The sequence below is a fragment of the Burkholderia sp. IO2 genome, assembly GCF_029522185.1.
In the GTDB taxonomy this organism is placed as follows: Bacteria; Pseudomonadota; Gammaproteobacteria; order Burkholderiales; family Burkholderiaceae; genus Burkholderia; species Burkholderia cenocepacia.
In genome coordinates, this window is record NZ_JAKWFH010000040.1 from 1 (window position 1) to 16,028 (window position 16,028).

Consider the following 16,028-nt stretch of genomic DNA (forward strand, 5'->3'; position numbering starts at 1 on the left):
GAAGGTCGCCCTCGTCGCATGCATGCGCAAGCTGCTCATCACGCTCAACGCCATCGCTCGCACTGGCGAGCGTTGGCAGCCGGATTTCAATTGCGCATGACATGGGCTGTCTCAAGATGGTTGCTGTTTGGGGCGCCGGCATGCGTGACTGCCGGTCGAATTCGTCGATCGGGCCGTTCGCTCGCGCCATGCGTTCGCACGCCGCGAATCGACGGGAACGGCGAGCGTCAAACCATCTGCATCACGTCCTCGGTGGCGGCGCGCGTCGAGCGGAACGCGTTGGCCGGATGCGTCATGTCCGCATAACCGAACGCGATGCCGCAGACGAACCGGCGCTCGTCGCCGATGCCGAAATAGCGGCGAATGAACCGCGCATGATGGGCGAGCGCCGCCTGTGCGGTGGTTGCGACGCCGTGTGCGCGCGCCGCCAGCAGAAACGACGCGACGAACGCGCCGCAATCGAGCGCCGCGTACGGCCCCAGCTCGGCCGGGATCGTCAGCAGCGCGACATGCGGCGCGCCGAACAGCCGGAAGTTCTCGGCAACCTGTCGCTCGCGCGCCGGGCGGTCGTCGCGCGCGATGCCGAGCGCCGCATAGAGCGCATAGCCGACTTCCCGCCGACGCTCGCCGTACACGCCGCGATATTCGTCCGGAAACGGCATGTCGGCGTCGATGCCGGGATGCTGCGCCGCATGCGCAACGAGCGCCGCGCGGAAACGCTCGGTCGTGTCGCGCGACGTGACGATCGCATGCCACGGCTGCACGTTGCACCACGACGCCGCACGTTTCGCGATCTCGACGATGCGCTCGATCACGTCGGTCGGCACCGCGTCCGGCAAATAGGCACGGCACGTGAAGCGCTCGGCGGCCATGCGTTCGAGCGTTTCCACATCGGCTGCCGAGCGGTCGCCTGCATTTCTCCCGTCGCGTTGCGCCTGCATCCCACGTCTCCGGTTAGCGGTACCATGCATTTCGATTGGAACTACCATTAGTTAGTCATAACGACGACATGGGCACACTGAATCCGATCGTCATCAAGGCTCGCAGTCGACGTCGCTCAGGATGAACGACAGCGTCCTGGCGGCCGCCTTCAGCTCGGGCGTCACGCGCTCGCGGATCGCCGCCATGTCCGGCTCCAGTTCCACTGCGCCGCAATTCAGCGCCATCAGCGTCTGCGTGCGGCCGACCACGATCGGCAGCGCAATGCCGTATGCGTTGCGCTGATACTCGCCGACCGACATGCACACGCCCGACTGCCGCAGATCCTCGAACGCCGCATCGAGGTTCTCGCGTACGGTAGGCGCATCGTCGCCCGCCGCATCGAGCAATTCGGCCATCAACGGCGCGCGCGTCGCTTCCGGCAGCCCGTACAGATAGGCGCGCCCGACCGCGGTCGTCGCCATCGGCAGCAGCGAACCGACGCCGAGCCGCAGCGTCGCGATTCGCGCGCTTGCGCGCCACGCGATATAGACCATGTCGAGCCGATACGGGACTGCGAGCGCAACCGACAGGTTCAGGTTGTCGGCGAGCTTCTGCATTACCGGGGCGACGAGGCGCGTGACCGCATTGGCTTCCAGATAGGCGTGGCCGATGCTCAACGCGCCGGCACTGAGTTCGAACTGCCGCCCGCCGCCGACCCGGCGCAGGTAGCCGATCGAGATCAGCGTCGTGGTCAGCCGCGATACCGTGGCCTTCGGCAGCCCGGTGCGCCGCACCAGTTCCGCGTTGGACAGCGGCGCTCGCGCCGCGCGAAACGCATGCAGCACCTCGAGCCCGCGCTCGACGGTCAGCGTGACGCCATGTTGCTTGTCGGTTCGGTTCATGGGCGTGTCAGTCGGTCACGACCGCCTGCTCCTGCAGATGCTGGGCCGCGGCCACCAGCCTCGGCCCGAGTTCGCGTTCGACGCGCGCGCGCCCGAGCCGGGCGCTGCGCCCGACACAGGCCAGCACGAGCGGCGTGTGATCCTGCACCACCAGCGGCACCGCGAGGATCGTCAGGTCCGGCTCCCATTCGCCGAGCGACATGCAGTAGCCGACGTTGTGCACCTGGGAAATGCCTTCGCTGATGCGGCGGCGCAGGGTCGGCCAGTCGCGGCCGGTCTTGCGCTCGATATTGCCGAGCAGGTAGAAGCGCTCGAGTTCCGGCAGCGCGGCCAGCAAGGCCCAGCCCATCGGCGACGACGCGATGCGCAGCCGCGTGCCCGCATACAGCTTGAGATCGACCGAGGCCGGCTTGCCCGCACACGTCTCCAGCACGATCACGTCGAGGCGGTCGCGCGTGCCGAGCATCACGTAGGTTTCGTTCGCGTTTGCGAACGCCTGCATCTCGAGCCGCGCCAGCAATTGCACGTTCGAATGCGCGATCGCCGCATAGCCGAGCGACAGCACGGGCGCGGCCAGCCGATACTTGCGACGCTGCGGTGAATAGTGGAGATAGCCGAGCGCGACGAGCGAGCGCGCCATCCGCGACACCGTCGGTGCGGGGATGCCCGTCTCGATCACGAGTTCCTGATTGCCGAGCCACGGCTCGTGCGGCGAAAACGCGGCGAGGATCGCGAGGCTGCGCGCGAGCGGAACGACCATCGCGCCGGATGCGGGGCCGCCTTCCGGACGCTCGCTGTTTCCGGCGGGCCCCTCGTGCCAACCCGCGTTTTCCTGTCCTGACAGGGGCAGCGCTGCCCGGTTCGACTGCGGCGACATCGATGGCTCCGTTTGTCTCGATCCGGCTCTGGAAGCGGCCGTGAACTTGCGTGTACCGGTCGGTCGGCGCGGCCCGCCACGCCGGGTGGCGGCGCGCGCGGCATGCGACCGTCCGATGGCTTCATTAGAGAAGCCAACCGGGAAACCCGTCAATTGTAGTGCCGATATGTTCCGTACTTTGAAACAGCCTGCAGCGTGAGAACCCGCCGCCCGCAGTCCGGAGCGGTGCTTTTCCTCCGAATTCGAGACGGAACATGCGCGGCGCGACGAATCAAAGTACGGAACGTCAGACGAATGCCGAAAAGGCCCGACAGCGCGGCGCGACAGCGATCCGCCGCGCCGCCACCGCCCGCGTTACGCCCCGCCCTTCAGCTCGATCAGCAGATCCTTCGCCGCGACGCGCTCGCCGGGCTTCACATGCACGGCCGCGATTTCGCAGTCGCGCTCGGCCGCGATATGGGTTTCCATCTTCATCGCCTCGAGCGCGATCAGCGTCGTGCCGGCCGTCACGCGCTGGCCCGGCTGCACGGCCACCGTCACCACCGAACCGGGCATCGGCGCGGCCACGTGCAGCGGGTTGCCCGGATCGGCGCGCTGCAGCCCGTGCCGTTCCTTGCCGGCCTGCACGACCGTCTTCTGCTCGACGAGCGCCGAGCGCGGCTGGCCGTTCAGCTCGAACTGCACCTTCACGATGCCGTCCTGCGCATCGGCGTGCTGCCCTTGCAGCGACACGAGCAGCGTCTTGCCCGGCGAGATCTCGATCGCCGCCTCCTCCTGCGGCTGCAGGCCGTACAGGAACGCCGGCGTCGGCACCACCGACGTGTCGCTGTACGCACGCACGTGCGCGTAGTAGTCGACCGTCTGCTTCGGATACATCAGGTACGACGCCAGTTGCCGGTCGTCGAGCGGCTGCTCGCACGCGGCCTCGGCCTGCACGCGCACCGCGTCGAGATCGACGGGCGGCATTTGATCGCCGGGGCGGTACGGCGCCGGCGGTTCGCTCTTCAGCACCTTGCGCGACAGCTCCGCCGGGAAACCGTCCGGCGGGAAACCGAGCTCGCCCTTGAACAGCGACACGACCGACTCGGGGAACGCGATGTCCTTGTCCGGGTTGCGCACGTCGTCGACGCTCAGGTCGTTCGCGACCATCATCAGCGCCATGTCGCCGACCACCTTCGAGGTCGGCGTGACCTTCACGATGTCGCCGAACAGCCGGTTCACGTCCGCGTATGCGCGCGACACTTCGGTCCAGCGATGGTCGATGCCGAGCGAGCGCGCCTGCTCGCGCAGGTTCGTGTACTGGCCGCCCGGCATCTCGTGACGATAGACGTCGGCGGTGCCCGCGCGAATCTCCGATTCGAACGGCGCGTAATAGCGACGCACGCCTTCCCAGTACATCGACGCTTCGTGCAGGCGATCGGGATCGAGCCCCGAGTCGCGCTCGCTGCCGGCGAGCGCCGCCGCGATGCTCGACAGGTTCGGCTGCGACGTGAGGCCGCTCATCGCATCGAGTGCGCCGTCCACCGCGTCGCAGCCCGCGCCGATCGCTGCCAGCACCGACGCGGCGGCAATGCCGCTCGTGTCGTGCGTATGGAAGTGCACGGGCAGCCCGGTTTCCTCCTTGAGCGCCTTCACGAGCGTGGCGGCCGCCTGCGGGCGGCAGATGCCGGCCATGTCCTTGATGCCGAGCACGTGCACGCCGGCCTGTTGCAGTTCGCGCGCGATGCCGACGTAGTACTTGAGGTCGTATTTGGAGCGCGACGCGTCGAACAGGTCGCCGGTGTAGCAGATCGCGCCTTCGCAGAGCATGCCGCTCTCGCCGACCGCATCAATTGCCACGCGCATGTTGCGCACCCAGTTCAGCGAATCGAACACGCGGAACACGTCGACGCCCGCGCTCGCGGCCTGCTGCACGAAAAAGCGCACGACGTTGTCCGCATAGTTCGTATAGCCGACCGCGTTCGAGCCGCGCAGCAGCATCTGGAACAGGATGTTCGGCACGCGCTCGCGCAGCTGCGCAAGGCGCTCCCACGGGTCTTCCTTCAGGAAGCGCAGCGCGACGTCGAAGGTCGCGCCGCCCCAGCATTCGAGCGAGAACAGCCGCGACAGTTCGCGCGCGTAGAACGGCGCGATCGGCAGCATGTCGGCCGTGCGCATGCGCGTCGCGAACAGCGACTGGTGCGCGTCGCGCATCGTCGTGTCGGTCAGCAGCACCTGCTTGCGCTCGAGCATCCACTGCGCGAATTTTTCCGGGCCGAGCTCGCGCAGGCGATCGCGCGTGCCGGCGGGAATCGCCCGCGCCGTATCGACCTTCGGCAGCACCGGCTTCGGCAACGGCAGCGCCGGCAGTGTGCGGCCGTTCATCTCCGCGTTGCCGTTCACGTTGAGTTCGCCGAGATAGCGCAGCAGCTTCGTCGCGCGGTCGCCGCGCTTCGCGAACGCGAGCAGTTCCGGCGTCCTGTCGATGAAGCGCGTCGTCACGTCACCGGCGACGAACGCCGGATGATTGATCACGTTCTCGAGAAACTGCAGGTTCGACGTGACGCCGCGAATGCGGAATTCGCGCAGCGCGCGATCCATCCGATGAATCGATTCGGCCGCGGTCGGCGCCCACGTGGTGACCTTGACGAGCAGCGAATCGTAGTACGGCGTGATCACCGCGCCGCCGTACGCGGTGCCCGCGTCGAGCCGCACGCCGAAGCCCGCCGCGCTGCGGTAGGCGGTGAGCCGGCCGTAGTCGGGCAGGAAGTCGTTCTCCGGATCCTCGGTCGTGATCCGGCATTGCAGCGCATGGCCGTTCAGCGGGATGTCCTGCTGCGCCGGCACGCCGGCCGCGCGCTCGACGAGCGCGCCGGCGCTGTCCGCAACGTCTTCCGCCAGCCCGATCCGGCCACCCTCCGTGATGCGGATCTGCGCCTTCACGATGTCGATCCCGGTGATCATTTCGGTTACCGTATGTTCGACCTGGATGCGCGGATTCACTTCGATGAAGTAGAACTGGTTCGTGTCGGCATCCATCAGGAATTCGACGGTGCCCGCATGCGTATAGCCGACCGCGCGCATCAGCCGCAGCGCCGCTTCGCACAGCGCGTGCCGGCCTTCGCGATCGAGATACGGCGCCGGCGCGCGTTCGACGACCTTCTGGTTGCGGCGCTGCACCGTGCAATCGCGCTCGTGCAGATGCACGACCGTGCCGTGCATGTCGCCGAGCACCTGCACTTCGACGTGCCGCGCGTTGCGCACGAGCTTCTCGACATACACCTCGTCGTTGCCGAACGCGGCCAGCGCTTCGCGCCGTGCGACCGGCAGCAGCGTCTCGAGGTCCTGCGCGTTTTCCAGCACGCGCATGCCGCGCCCGCCGCCGCCCCAGCTCGCCTTCAGCATCAGCGGATAGCCGACCTCGGCAGCCAGCGCCTTGCACGCGTCGAGATCGTCCGGCAGCGGCGCAGTGGCCGGCATCACCGGCACGCCGGCCGCGATCGCCTCATTGCGGGCCGCGACCTTGTTGCCAAGCGTACGCATCACGTCGGGCGACGGGCCGATCCAGCGGATGCCCGCGTCGATCACGGCCTGCGCGAAATCGGGGTTCTCCGACAGGAAGCCGTAGCCGGGATGGATCGCGTCGACCCTGGCCTGGCGCGCGACGCGCAGGATGTCGTCGATGTCGAGATAGGCGGCGAGCGGCTTCTTGCCTTCGCCGATCAGGTAGCTCTCGTCGGCCTTGAAGCGATGCAGCGCAAGGCGGTCTTCCTTCGAATACACCGCCACCGTACGCATGTTCAGCTCGGCGGCGGCACGCATCACGCGAATCGAGATTTCCGAGCGGTTCGCGATCAGGATGGACTGGATGGGGGTAGGCGTCACGGCAGCCATGGATGTGAATGGTTGAATGAGGGTTCGCCGACGCGCCTTCCTCCGCCTGTCCGATTCACGGGGCGGCGACGGATCGTCGCGTCGGTCACACGGGGTTGCTTCGTCCCGGCTTTCGCCAGTCGACATCGTCGTCATATCGCCCGATAACCGCTATCGACGGCGCGACGACGAACAGCATCCAGCCGACCAACCGGGCAGACAAAAAGGAGACCGGCCGGCCGGTCGTCTATCGGCACAGGCTGGGCTCGCGCCACGACGCGGCCCGCTACGACTTCAGTCGCGGTACTCGAAAAGCGGCGCGTGATCCATCCAGTCGTAACCTGCCCCGGATCGCGCCCACGCCCAGTTCGCATCGCGCGGGCGGTCGCCGGGCTGCGGCGTCGCCCGGACGCGTGCCGCCCCGCGCTCGTGCTCGAGCCCGTGCGCATCGTCCTGCGGTACGCCATTTCGCTTTGGGTAGCCAGTCATTGCATCACCTTACGTTGATAGAAGCTTTTCGCTCTTCGGTCAGGCCCGTCCGGCTCAGGGAATTCCTGCGCGACCGGCGGGCGCCGAATGCGTCGAGGTTCGATCACGCAAAAAGCAGGCCACATCGGATCTCCAGCGGACAGCCCCGACTCGCGTGGAGAGCGTTCAAAAGCGGTTTCAAAATTCGTTCAATTCTGAAATTGAGGTTTTGATTTTGAAATGGCGAGGCCGCGCACCGCGCCTTATTGCGCGTCGCGCACCATGTTCCGCGCAATCACGATCTGCTGGATCTGCGTCGTGCCCTCGTAGATGCGGAACAGCCGCACGTCGCGATAGAAACGCTCGATCGCATATTCGGCCATGTAGCCGGCGCCGCCGAAAATCTGCACCGCGCGGTCGGCCACGCGGCCGCACATCTCGGACGCGAACAGCTTCGCGCACGACGCCTCGGTGCTGACCGGCAGCTTGTCGTCGCGCCGGCGCGCCGCGTCCAGCACCATGCAGCGCGCCGCGTAGATCTCGGCCTTGCTGTCGGCCAGCATCGCCTGCACGAGCTGGAAATCGGCGATCGGCTTGCCGAACTGCTTGCGCTCCATCGCATAGGCCAGCGCCATCGACAGCATCCGCTCGGCCACGGCCACGCAGACGGCCGCGATGTGGATACGCCCCTTGTCGAGCACCTTCATCGCCGTCTTGAAGCCCTGCCCTTCCTTGCCGCCGATCAGGTTCGCGGCCGGCACGCGCACGTTGTCGAAGATCACGTCGCAGGTATGGGCGCCTTTCTGTCCCATCTTCTTGTCGCGCTTGCCGAAGCTGATGCCGGGCGACTTCGCATCGACGATGAACGCCGAGATGCCGCCCGAGCCCTTGTCGTCGGGGTTGGTGCGCGCCATCAGCGTGAAGATGCCCGCATGCGGCGCGTTCGTAATGAAGCGCTTGGTGCCGTTCACGACGTAGTCGTCGCCGTCGCGGATCGCGGTGGTGCGCAGCGACGCCGCGTCGGAGCCGGCTTCCGGTTCGGTCAGCGCGAAGGACGCGATCAGCTCGCCGGTCGCGAGGCGCGGCAGGTACTTCTCCTGTTGCTCGGGCGTGCCGTCGAACAGGATGCCTTGCGAGCCGATGCCCACGGTCGTGCCGAGCAGCGAGCGAAACACCGGCGAAGCCTGGCACAGCTCGAACACCGCCAGCACCTCCTCCTCCATCGTCAGCTCGAGGCCGCCGAAGCGCTCCGGAATCGTCAGGCCGAACAGGCCCAGCGCCTTCATGTCGGCGACGATGTCGTCGGGAATCTCGTCGGTTTCGGCCACGAGCTCCTCGTTGGGCACGAGCCGCTCGCGCACGAACCGGGCGATGGAGTCGAGCAGGCCGTTGAGCGTTTCTTGATCGCGAATCATGTCGGTGCGCCTGAAAAAGATAAGGAAAACGATGAGATGCTGCGCCGGCGGCCGGCCCGAAACAATTGCGCGGCCAAAAACGTTCCGAAGAATGAAATGGCGCCGGCACGGCCGGCATTGGCCCCGCGAGCACTGCGGCCCGGGCGCCTGCCAAGGTACGGAACAATCTGCGCCGATCCGTTGACCCGGACACCGCACGGTTCCATCGTGTGCACTCGAATCCACTGCCGTCACGTTCGCCATGCCGCTCCAGCCCGATCACCTGCTGTCCCGTCCGTTCCTGCCCATCGAGCATGCGTACTCGCTGCGCGATACGCAGCTCTACGCGCTCGGCGTGGGCCTCGGCGCCGATCCGCTCGACGCGGGACAACTGCGTTACGTCTACGAAGGCCGCGACGGCACGGCGCTGCGTGCGCTGCCGACCATGGCGAACGTGCTCGCGTATCCCGGTTTCTGGGCACGCGAGCCGGACACCGGCATCACCTGGCAAAAGATCCTGCATGCGGAACAGGAGATCCGGATTCACGCGCCGTTGCCGGCCAGCGGCCGCGTCACGGGCACGACGCGCATCACCGGCCTGTGGGACAAAGGCGCGGACAAGGGCGCGTTTCTGCAGCAGACGCGCGAGATCGCCGATGCCGGCACGGGCCGCCTGCTCGCGACCGTCGTGCAGCTGAGCCTGCTGCGCGGCGACGGCGGGTTCGGCGAAGGCGGCAGCACCGAGCCGCTGCCGGTGCCCCATGCGATGCCCGACGGCGCGCCCGACCACGTGTGCGAGCTGAGCACGCCCGCCCACCTGGCGCTGATCTATCGTCTGAGCGGCGACCTGAATCCGCTGCACGCGGATCCGGCGGTCGCCTCGGCGGCCGGCTTTGCGCGCCCGATCCTGCACGGCATGGCGCTGATGGGCGTGGCCGCGCACGCGGTGCTGCGCACGGTGCTGGCCTACGACGACACGCGCTTCGCGGGCATGCGCGTGCGCTTCACCGCGCCGGCGTGGCCGGGCGACACGCTGCGCACCGAGATGTGGGTGCGCGGCCATACGGTTTCGCTGCGCGTCACGGCCGTGGAGCGCAACGTGGTGGTTTTGAGCAATGCGCGGGTCGACCTGCGCTGACACGCAATTCTTCAGGAGACACACATGGATCTGGGTTTGACCGGCAAGGTCGCCATCGTCACCGGCTCGGCGCGCGGCCTCGGCGCCGCCACCGCGCGCCGGCTCGCGCAGGAAGGCGCGAGCGTCGTCGTCACCGACATCAATGCCGAGCTGGCGCAAGCGACCACCCGAGCGCTGCAGGACGAAGGGCTCGCCGCGCACTGCATCGTCGGCGACATCACGCTTGCGGCCGACGTGCAGCGCCTCGTCGATGAAACGGTCGCGCATTTCGGCGGCGTGCACATCCTCGTAAACAACGCGGGCGCGCCGCGCGACAAGTACCTCGTGAAGATGAGCGAGGACGACTGGGATTTCGTGATGACCGTGATGCTCAAGGGCGCGTTCCTGGCCGCAAAGGCGGTGATGCCGCACTTCATCGAGCAGGGCTGGGGCCGGCTCATCAACATCAGCTCGCGTGCGTATCTCGGCAACCCGACGCAGGCCAACTACTCGGCCGCCAAGGCCGGCCTGATCGGCATGGCCAAGGCGCTGTCGATGGAGGAAGGCCGCTACGGGATCACCGCGAACTGCGTCGCACCGGGCTTCATGGAAACGGAAATGGTGCAGGCGCTACCGACCTACGAAACGATCAAGGAACGTGCGGTGGCCGCGCAGCCGATCAAGCGCGTCGGACGTCCGGACGACATCGCCGACGCGGTGGCGTTCCTCGCCAGCGAGCGCGCCGGCTTCATCAGCGGCGAAGTGCTGCATGTGACCGGCGGACGCTACGGCTGATCCCGCCGCCACGACCCGGGCCGCCGGCGCGTGACACGCGCGCGACGGTGGCCGATCATTGACGACATTCACAAGGCATTCCAAATGAAACGAGCAGCCATCGTCTCTCCGCTGCGCACCCCGGTGGGCGCGTTCGGCGGAACGTTGAAGGGCGTTCCCGTCGAGGAACTCGGCGCCACCGTCGCGCGCGCCATCGTCGAGCGTACCGGGCTCGACCCGGCGCGCCTCGACGACGTCGTGTTCGCGCAAAGCTATGCGAGCGGCGAGACGCCGTGTACGGGGCGCTGGGTCGCGCTGCAGGCCGGCTTCCCGATCGAAGTGGCCGGCATGCAGCTCGACCGGCGCTGCGGCGGCGGCGTGCAGGCGCTCGCCACCGCGGCGATGATGGTGCAGACCGGCGCGGCCGACGTCGTGATGGCCGGCGGCGTCGAAAGCATGAGCAACGTCGAGTTCTATACGACCGACATGCGCTGGGGCAAGCGCGCCGGTTCGGTCACGATGCACGACCGGCTCGACCGCGGCCGCGAGCGCTCGCAGCCGGAAAGCCGCTTCGGCCGCATCAGCGGCATGATCGAGACGGCCGAGACGCTGGCGCGCGAGTACGACATCACGCGCGAGGCGTCCGACCGGTTCGCCGCGCGCAGCCATCGACGCGCCGCGGCCGCGCAGCAGGCCGGCCATTTCGACGCCGAGATCGTTCCCGTATCGGTGCCGCAGCGCAAGGGCGACGCGCTGATCGTCGCGCAGGACGAAGGCGTGCGCGGCGATACGACGCCGGAGAGCCTCGCCAGACTGCGCACCATCATGAAGGACGGCGTCGTCACGGCCGGCAACGCATGCCAGCAGAACGACGCGGCCGCCGCCTGCCTGATCGTCGCCGAGGACAAGCTCGACGAACTCGGCCTCACGCCGATCGGCTGGCTGGTCGGCTGGGCCGCTGCCGGTTGCGATCCGGCGCGCATGGGCATCGGTCCCGTGCCTGCCGTGCAGAAGGTGCTGGCACGCACGGGCCTGCGCTTCGACCAGATGGACCTGATCGAGCTCAACGAAGCGTTCGCGTGCCAGGCGCTCGCCTGCGTCAAGGGCTGGGGCAGCTCGATGGACGCGCTCGAGGACAAGCTCAACGTGAACGGCTCCGGCATCTCGCTCGGTCATCCGGTGGGCGCGACGGGCGTGCGCATCGCGACCACGCTGCTGCACGAGATGCAGCGCCGCAAGGTGCGCTACGGCCTCGAAACGATGTGCATCGGCGGCGGTCAGGGCATCGCGATGATCGTCGAGCGCGCCTGAGCAAGGAGACCGATCATGACCGACCATGAATCCGCCCGCGCGTGGCACCCCGGCCAGCGCGAGCTGCAGAACGCCGGCATCGTGACGTTGATGCGCGCGCTCGGCGTGCCGTCGTATGAAGAACTGATGCGCGTGTCGATCGACGAGCCCGAGCGCTACTGGCAGACCGTGATGCGCGAATGCGCGATCGCGTGGGACGTGCCGCCCACGGGCTACGTCGACCTGTCGCGCGGCCCGCAGTTTCCGAGCTGGTTCCCCGGCGGCAGGCTCAACTGGGTCAACACGATCTACGGCTGGGCCCGCCACCCCGCTACCGCGCAGCAGAAGGCCGTGGTGGCCGAGCGCGAGGACGGCAGCGTGAGCGAGCTGACCTACGCGGAACTCGAACAGCGCGTGCGCGATTTTGCGGCGGGGCTCGCGCAGCGCGGCGTCAAGCAGGGCGACCGCATCGGCCTGCTGATGGAGAACGGCATCGAGGCGACCGTCTCGCTGCTCGCGATCGTGCATCTCGGCGCGCTCGTCGTGCCGCTGTTCAGCGGCTTCGGCGTCGATGCGATCGTCGCGCGCCTGTCGGCGGCCGAAGCGCGCATCGTGATCGCGTCGACCGGCTTCTCGCGCCGCACCAAGCGCGTGGACGTCCAGGGCGCGCTGCGCGACGCGTGGCGTCAATTGCCGCTGCTCGAACACGTGATCTGGAAGCGCGGCGAAGGCGACACCGCGCAGGACGCACGCGACCTCGACTGGCGGGACACGGCACGCGCCGCGGCGGGCTACGCCATCGAACCGGTGTCGGTCACGCCCGACACGCCGTTCATGGTGATCTATACGTCGGGCACCACCGGCAAGCCGAAGGGCGTGGTCCATACGCACGGCAGCTTCCCGATCAAGATCGCGCACGATTCGCTCGTCCATTTCGACGTGCATCCCGGCGACGTCTACTGCTGGCCCGCCGACATGGGCTGGATCGCCGGCACGCTGGTACTCGGCTGCGCGCTGCTGCGCGGCGCGACCCTGGTGTGCTACGACGGCGCGCCCGACTATCCCGACTGGTCGCGCATGTCGCGCGTGGTCGAGCGCCACCGCGTCACGCACTTCGGCTCGGCGCCGACGCTGATCCGCGGCATGGCCAGCCACGAAGCGCTGGCGCTGGCAGGCGACCGCTCGACCGTGCGCCTGCTGATCACGGCCGGCGAAGGCATCGCGCCCGAGCATTTCAACTGGTTCCTGCAGCGCTTCGGCGACGGCACCGCGCCCGTCATCAACTACACCGGCGGCACCGAGGCGTCGGGCGCACTGCTCGCGAGCGTGCCGATCCGGCCGATTCCGCCGAGCGGCTTCAATACCGTGTCGCCTGGCGTGGCCGCCGACGTGGTGAATGCCGACGGCGTCAGCGTGACCGGCGAAGTCGGCGAGCTGGCGATCCGCGCGCCGTTCGTCGGCATGACGCAATCGTTCTGGCGTGACGACGAGCGCTATCTGGAAACCTACTGGCAGACCATTCCCGGCATCTGGGTGCACGGCGACCTCGCGCTGCGCACGCCCGACGGCAACTACTTCATGATGGGTCGCTCCGACGACACGCTGAAGGTCGCCGGCAAGCGCCTCGGGCCCGCCGAGGTCGAGGAAGTCGTGCTGGAGCTGGCGGACGTGGCCGAGGCCGCTGCGATCGGCGTGGCCGATGCGGACAAGGGGCAGAAGCTCGTCGTGTTCATCGTGCCGAAGCCCGACGCCGCCATCGCCGGCGCCGATCTCGAGGCACTCGTGTCGGGCCATGTCGACAAGCGGCTCGGCCGCCCGTTCCGGCCGGGCCGCGTGCACGTGGTCGCGCAGCTGCCGAAGACGCGCAGTTCCAAGATCATGCGGCGCGTGATCCGCAGCATGTACTGCGGGCAGTCGCCGGGCGACCTGTCGTCGCTCGACAATCCCGGCGCGCTCGACGAAGTGCGCGCGGCCGCGACCTCCGCCTGACCCTACTGCAAACGAAACATGAAAGTACTCGAAGGCATCAAGGTCCTCGATTTCGGACGCTTCATCGCCGGGCCGTTCTGCTCGGCGCTGCTCGCCGACTACGGCGCGGACGTGATCCGCATCGACCGCGTCGGCGGCGGCGAGGATCGCTTCATCGTGCCCGTGACCGAACACGGCGAAGGCGCGCTGTTCCTGCAGGTCAATCGCAACAAACGCTCGATGACGCTCGATCTCGACAGCCCCGAAGGGCGCGAGATCGTGCGCCGGCTGGTCGCCGATGCCGACGTGGTGATCGCGAACATGCCGCCGCGCACGCTCAAGAGCCTCGGGCTCGACTACGACAGCCTGCGCGCGATCAAGCCCGACGTGATCCTGGTCGCGTCCAACGCGTTCGGCAACAGCGAAGCCGTGCGCGACCGCGTCGGCTTCGACGGGGTCGGGCAGGCGCTCAGCGGCGCCGTCTACATGGCTGGCACGCCCGACCGGCCGCAAAAGGCGATGGTGCCGGTGGTCGACTTCGCGACGGCGTTTTCGTGCGCGCTCGGCGTGATGCTCGCGCTCTACGAACGCCAGCGCAGCGGCCAGGGGCAGGAAGTCAGCGCATCGCTGCTGTGCACGGGCCTGAACATGGCCAGCGGCGCGCTGATCGAGGAAGCGCTGCTCGGGCTCGATCGGCAGGCCACGCTGAACCGCGCGTCCGGCTATGCGCCGTCCGACATCTTCAAGGCGACGGACGGCTGGTTCATCACGCAGGTGATCGGCCGGCCGATGTTCAAGCGCTGGACGCAGCTCGTGGGCCGCCCGGAACTGCTGGACGATCCGCGCTTCGCCGACGATACGCTGCGCGGCGAGAACGGTGCGTTCCTGAGCGACCTGATGAGCGAATGGTGTGCGGACAAGACGCTCGCCGAGGCGCTGGCCGCGCTCGAGCAGGCGCGCATCCCGGCCAGCCCGGTCAACTCGCCGCGCCAGGCGCTGGAGGACGAAACCATCAAGGCCGCCGACGTGATCCGCTGGGTGGATTATCCCGGCGCGCCGAAGAAGGTGCCGATCTTCGCGACGCCGGTGTCGCTGTCGCGCACGCCGCCGGAAATCCGCATGCGACCGCCGCTGACCGGCGAGCATACCGATGAAATCCTCGCCGGCATCGGGTTCGATGCACGCGCGGTGGCCGAGCTGCGATCGCGCAAGATCGTCTGACCGGACCGGCCGCGTCGTCGCGCGCGCCGCCGGCCCGTGCGCGCGGTCTCTGCCTGTCTCGATGCACGCGTGCCGGTTCACGGCCCGCGTGGCCGCGCGGCGCGCCGCGCCGGCGCTTCCCGCTTCCCGCCTGATTCCCCTTCCCGCCGCCCGGCCGACATCGGCATTTCGCCGATTACCTGGCCATCGAATTTCAACTATATTCGTCAGTCACACTTGACAATGGCATCATGGATCCGTCCCAGCTCCCTTCGCTCGCCTGGTTCGTGCACATCGCGCACCATCTGAGCTTCACCAAGGCCGCCGCCGAAATGGGCGTGTCGCGCGCCGCGCTGTCGCAAAACCTAAAAGCGCTCGAACGGCAGCTGAACGTGAAGCTGCTGTACCGCACCACGCGCGACATGTCGCTGACCGAGGACGGCCAACGGCTGTACGACACGCTGCGGCCGGCATTCGGCTCGATCGAGGCGGCGATCCGCAACCTGCACGAAGTCCGCCACGAACCGTCCCGGCTGCTGCGCATCAACACGTCGCGCGTGGCCGCGCGCACGCTGCTCGAACCGCACCCGGGCGAATTCATGGCGCGCTATCCGCTGCTGCGGGTAGAACTCGTGATGGACGACGGGCTGTCGAACATCATCGCCGACGGCTACGACGCGGGCATCCGGCTCGGCGAGAGCCTGGCCGAGCACATGGTGGCCGTGCCGATCACGCCGATGCTCGAAATGGTCGTGGCCGGCTCGCCGGACTATTTCGCGCGTCACGGCACGCCGGCCACGCCCGCCGACCTGATCGGCCACAACTGCCTGTGCTATCGCCATACGACGAGCGGCGCGATCTATCGCTGGGAATTCACGTCGTCCGAGGTCGAAGGGCACGCGTTCGAAGTCGAGCCGCAGGGCAGCGTGGTCACGAACGACGACGACGGGATGATACGCGCGCGCTGCAAGGTATCGGCCTGATCCAGCACCAGGACATCGCGCTGCACGAACACCTCGATGCCGGCACGCTGGTGCGCGTGCTCGCGCCGTGGTGCAAGCCGTTTCCCGGCTACTACCTGTACACGCCGTCGCGCGAGCAGATGCCGGCGAAGGTGCGCGCGCTGATGGATTTCCTCGTCGGGAAACGCGAACGGCTGGCCGCCGACACGGCCACGCACGCGGGCGCGCCTGCCGCTTCCGTCGCGCCGGCGCCGCGCAAGCGGCGCGTCAGACGGTCCTGACCGCGTGCACGCCGCGCGGCCA

13 protein-coding genes are annotated in these 16,028 nt (G+C 68.1%); 7 read left to right on the forward strand and 6 right to left on the reverse strand.

Annotated elements, in window-relative coordinates; translation table 11 throughout:
- Positions 1 to 227: 227 nt before the first annotated feature.
- The 6 genes from MMB92_RS23730 to MMB92_RS23755 form a co-directional block, all read right to left on the reverse strand.
- Positions 228 to 941, reverse strand: coding sequence for a nitroreductase (locus tag MMB92_RS23730; protein ID WP_062910225.1), 714 nt, complete (start codon positions 939 to 941; stop codon positions 228 to 230).
- Positions 942 to 1,034: 93 nt separating this feature from the next.
- Positions 1,035 to 1,823 carry an IclR family transcriptional regulator gene (locus MMB92_RS23735; RefSeq protein WP_062910224.1) on the reverse strand — a complete coding sequence of 263 codons (789 nt, stop codon included), beginning with the start codon at positions 1,821 to 1,823 and terminating at the stop codon, positions 1,035 to 1,037.
- 7 nt (positions 1,824 to 1,830) lie between these two features.
- On the reverse strand, positions 1,831 to 2,583 hold the full coding sequence (locus tag MMB92_RS23740) for a helix-turn-helix domain-containing protein (RefSeq protein ID WP_009692201.1): 753 nt from the start codon (positions 2,581 to 2,583) through the stop codon (positions 1,831 to 1,833).
- Positions 2,584 to 3,054: 471 nt separating this feature from the next.
- Positions 3,055 to 6,573 carry a pyruvate carboxylase gene (locus MMB92_RS23745; RefSeq protein ID WP_277562970.1) on the reverse strand — a complete coding sequence of 1,173 codons (3,519 nt, stop codon included), beginning with the start codon at positions 6,571 to 6,573 and terminating at the stop codon, positions 3,055 to 3,057.
- A gap of 273 nt (positions 6,574 to 6,846) precedes the next feature.
- Positions 6,847 to 7,041 (reverse strand): hypothetical protein, encoded by a 195-nt coding sequence (locus MMB92_RS23750; RefSeq protein WP_062910222.1) that lies wholly within the window; start codon positions 7,039 to 7,041, stop codon positions 6,847 to 6,849.
- A gap of 242 nt (positions 7,042 to 7,283) precedes the next feature.
- Entirely contained in the window at positions 7,284 to 8,435 is a 1,152-nt protein-coding gene (locus MMB92_RS23755; RefSeq protein WP_009692199.1) for an acyl-CoA dehydrogenase family protein, read from the reverse strand.
- 241 nt (positions 8,436 to 8,676) lie between these two features.
- On the opposite strand from MMB92_RS23755, the gene MMB92_RS23760 reads away from it, so the two are divergent.
- From MMB92_RS23760 to MMB92_RS23790, 7 genes are all read left to right on the forward strand, one after another.
- Positions 8,677 to 9,552 carry a MaoC family dehydratase gene (locus MMB92_RS23760; protein WP_062910221.1) on the forward strand — a complete coding sequence of 292 codons (876 nt, stop codon included), beginning with the start codon at positions 8,677 to 8,679 and terminating at the stop codon, positions 9,550 to 9,552.
- Positions 9,553 to 9,576: 24 nt separating this feature from the next.
- Entirely contained in the window at positions 9,577 to 10,326 is a 750-nt protein-coding gene (gene fabG, locus MMB92_RS23765) for a 3-oxoacyl-ACP reductase FabG (protein WP_062910220.1), read from the forward strand.
- Positions 10,327 to 10,410: 84 nt separating this feature from the next.
- The gene (locus MMB92_RS23770; RefSeq protein WP_038454915.1) at positions 10,411 to 11,616 is read left to right on the forward strand and encodes an acetyl-CoA C-acetyltransferase; all 1,206 of its coding nucleotides are present in this window, start codon (positions 10,411 to 10,413) and stop codon (positions 11,614 to 11,616) included.
- Between the two features lie 12 nt (positions 11,617 to 11,628).
- Complete coding sequence (locus MMB92_RS23775) at positions 11,629 to 13,584, forward strand: AMP-binding protein (protein WP_277562989.1); 1,956 nt, start codon at positions 11,629 to 11,631, stop codon at positions 13,582 to 13,584.
- 18 nt (positions 13,585 to 13,602) lie between these two features.
- A complete protein-coding gene (locus MMB92_RS23780; RefSeq protein ID WP_062910218.1) occupies positions 13,603 to 14,784 on the forward strand; it encodes a CoA transferase in 1,182 nt (393 codons plus the stop codon).
- 230 nt (positions 14,785 to 15,014) lie between these two features.
- Positions 15,015 to 15,746 (forward strand): LysR family transcriptional regulator, encoded by a 732-nt coding sequence (locus tag MMB92_RS23785; RefSeq protein ID WP_277562971.1) that lies wholly within the window; start codon positions 15,015 to 15,017, stop codon positions 15,744 to 15,746.
- Positions 15,747 to 15,802: 56 nt separating this feature from the next.
- Positions 15,803 to 16,006, forward strand: coding sequence for a hypothetical protein (locus MMB92_RS23790; RefSeq protein WP_277562972.1), 204 nt, complete (start codon positions 15,803 to 15,805; stop codon positions 16,004 to 16,006).
- The last annotated feature ends 22 nt before the right edge of the window (positions 16,007 to 16,028 follow it).

Coding starts and splice junctions, on each gene's coding strand:
- MMB92_RS23730 (WP_062910225.1), bottom strand. CDS start 941: ATGCAGGCGCAACGCGACGGGAGAAATGCAGGCGACCGCTCGGCAGCC.
- MMB92_RS23735 (WP_062910224.1), bottom strand. CDS start 1,823: ATGAACCGAACCGACAAGCAACATGGCGTCACGCTGACCGTCGAGCGC.
- MMB92_RS23740 (WP_009692201.1), bottom strand. CDS start 2,583: ATGGTCGTTCCGCTCGCGCGCAGCCTCGCGATCCTCGCCGCGTTTTCG.
- MMB92_RS23745 (WP_277562970.1), bottom strand. CDS start 6,573: ATGGCTGCCGTGACGCCTACCCCCATCCAGTCCATCCTGATCGCGAAC.
- MMB92_RS23750 (WP_062910222.1), bottom strand. CDS start 7,041: ATGACTGGCTACCCAAAGCGAAATGGCGTACCGCAGGACGATGCGCAC.
- MMB92_RS23755 (WP_009692199.1), bottom strand. CDS start 8,435: ATGATTCGCGATCAAGAAACGCTCAACGGCCTGCTCGACTCCATCGCC.
- MMB92_RS23760 (WP_062910221.1), top strand. CDS start 8,677: ATGCCGCTCCAGCCCGATCACCTGCTGTCCCGTCCGTTCCTGCCCATC.
- fabG (WP_062910220.1), top strand. CDS start 9,577: ATGGATCTGGGTTTGACCGGCAAGGTCGCCATCGTCACCGGCTCGGCG.
- MMB92_RS23770 (WP_038454915.1), top strand. CDS start 10,411: ATGAAACGAGCAGCCATCGTCTCTCCGCTGCGCACCCCGGTGGGCGCG.
- MMB92_RS23780 (WP_062910218.1), top strand. CDS start 13,603: ATGAAAGTACTCGAAGGCATCAAGGTCCTCGATTTCGGACGCTTCATC.
- MMB92_RS23785 (WP_277562971.1), top strand. CDS start 15,015: ATGGATCCGTCCCAGCTCCCTTCGCTCGCCTGGTTCGTGCACATCGCG.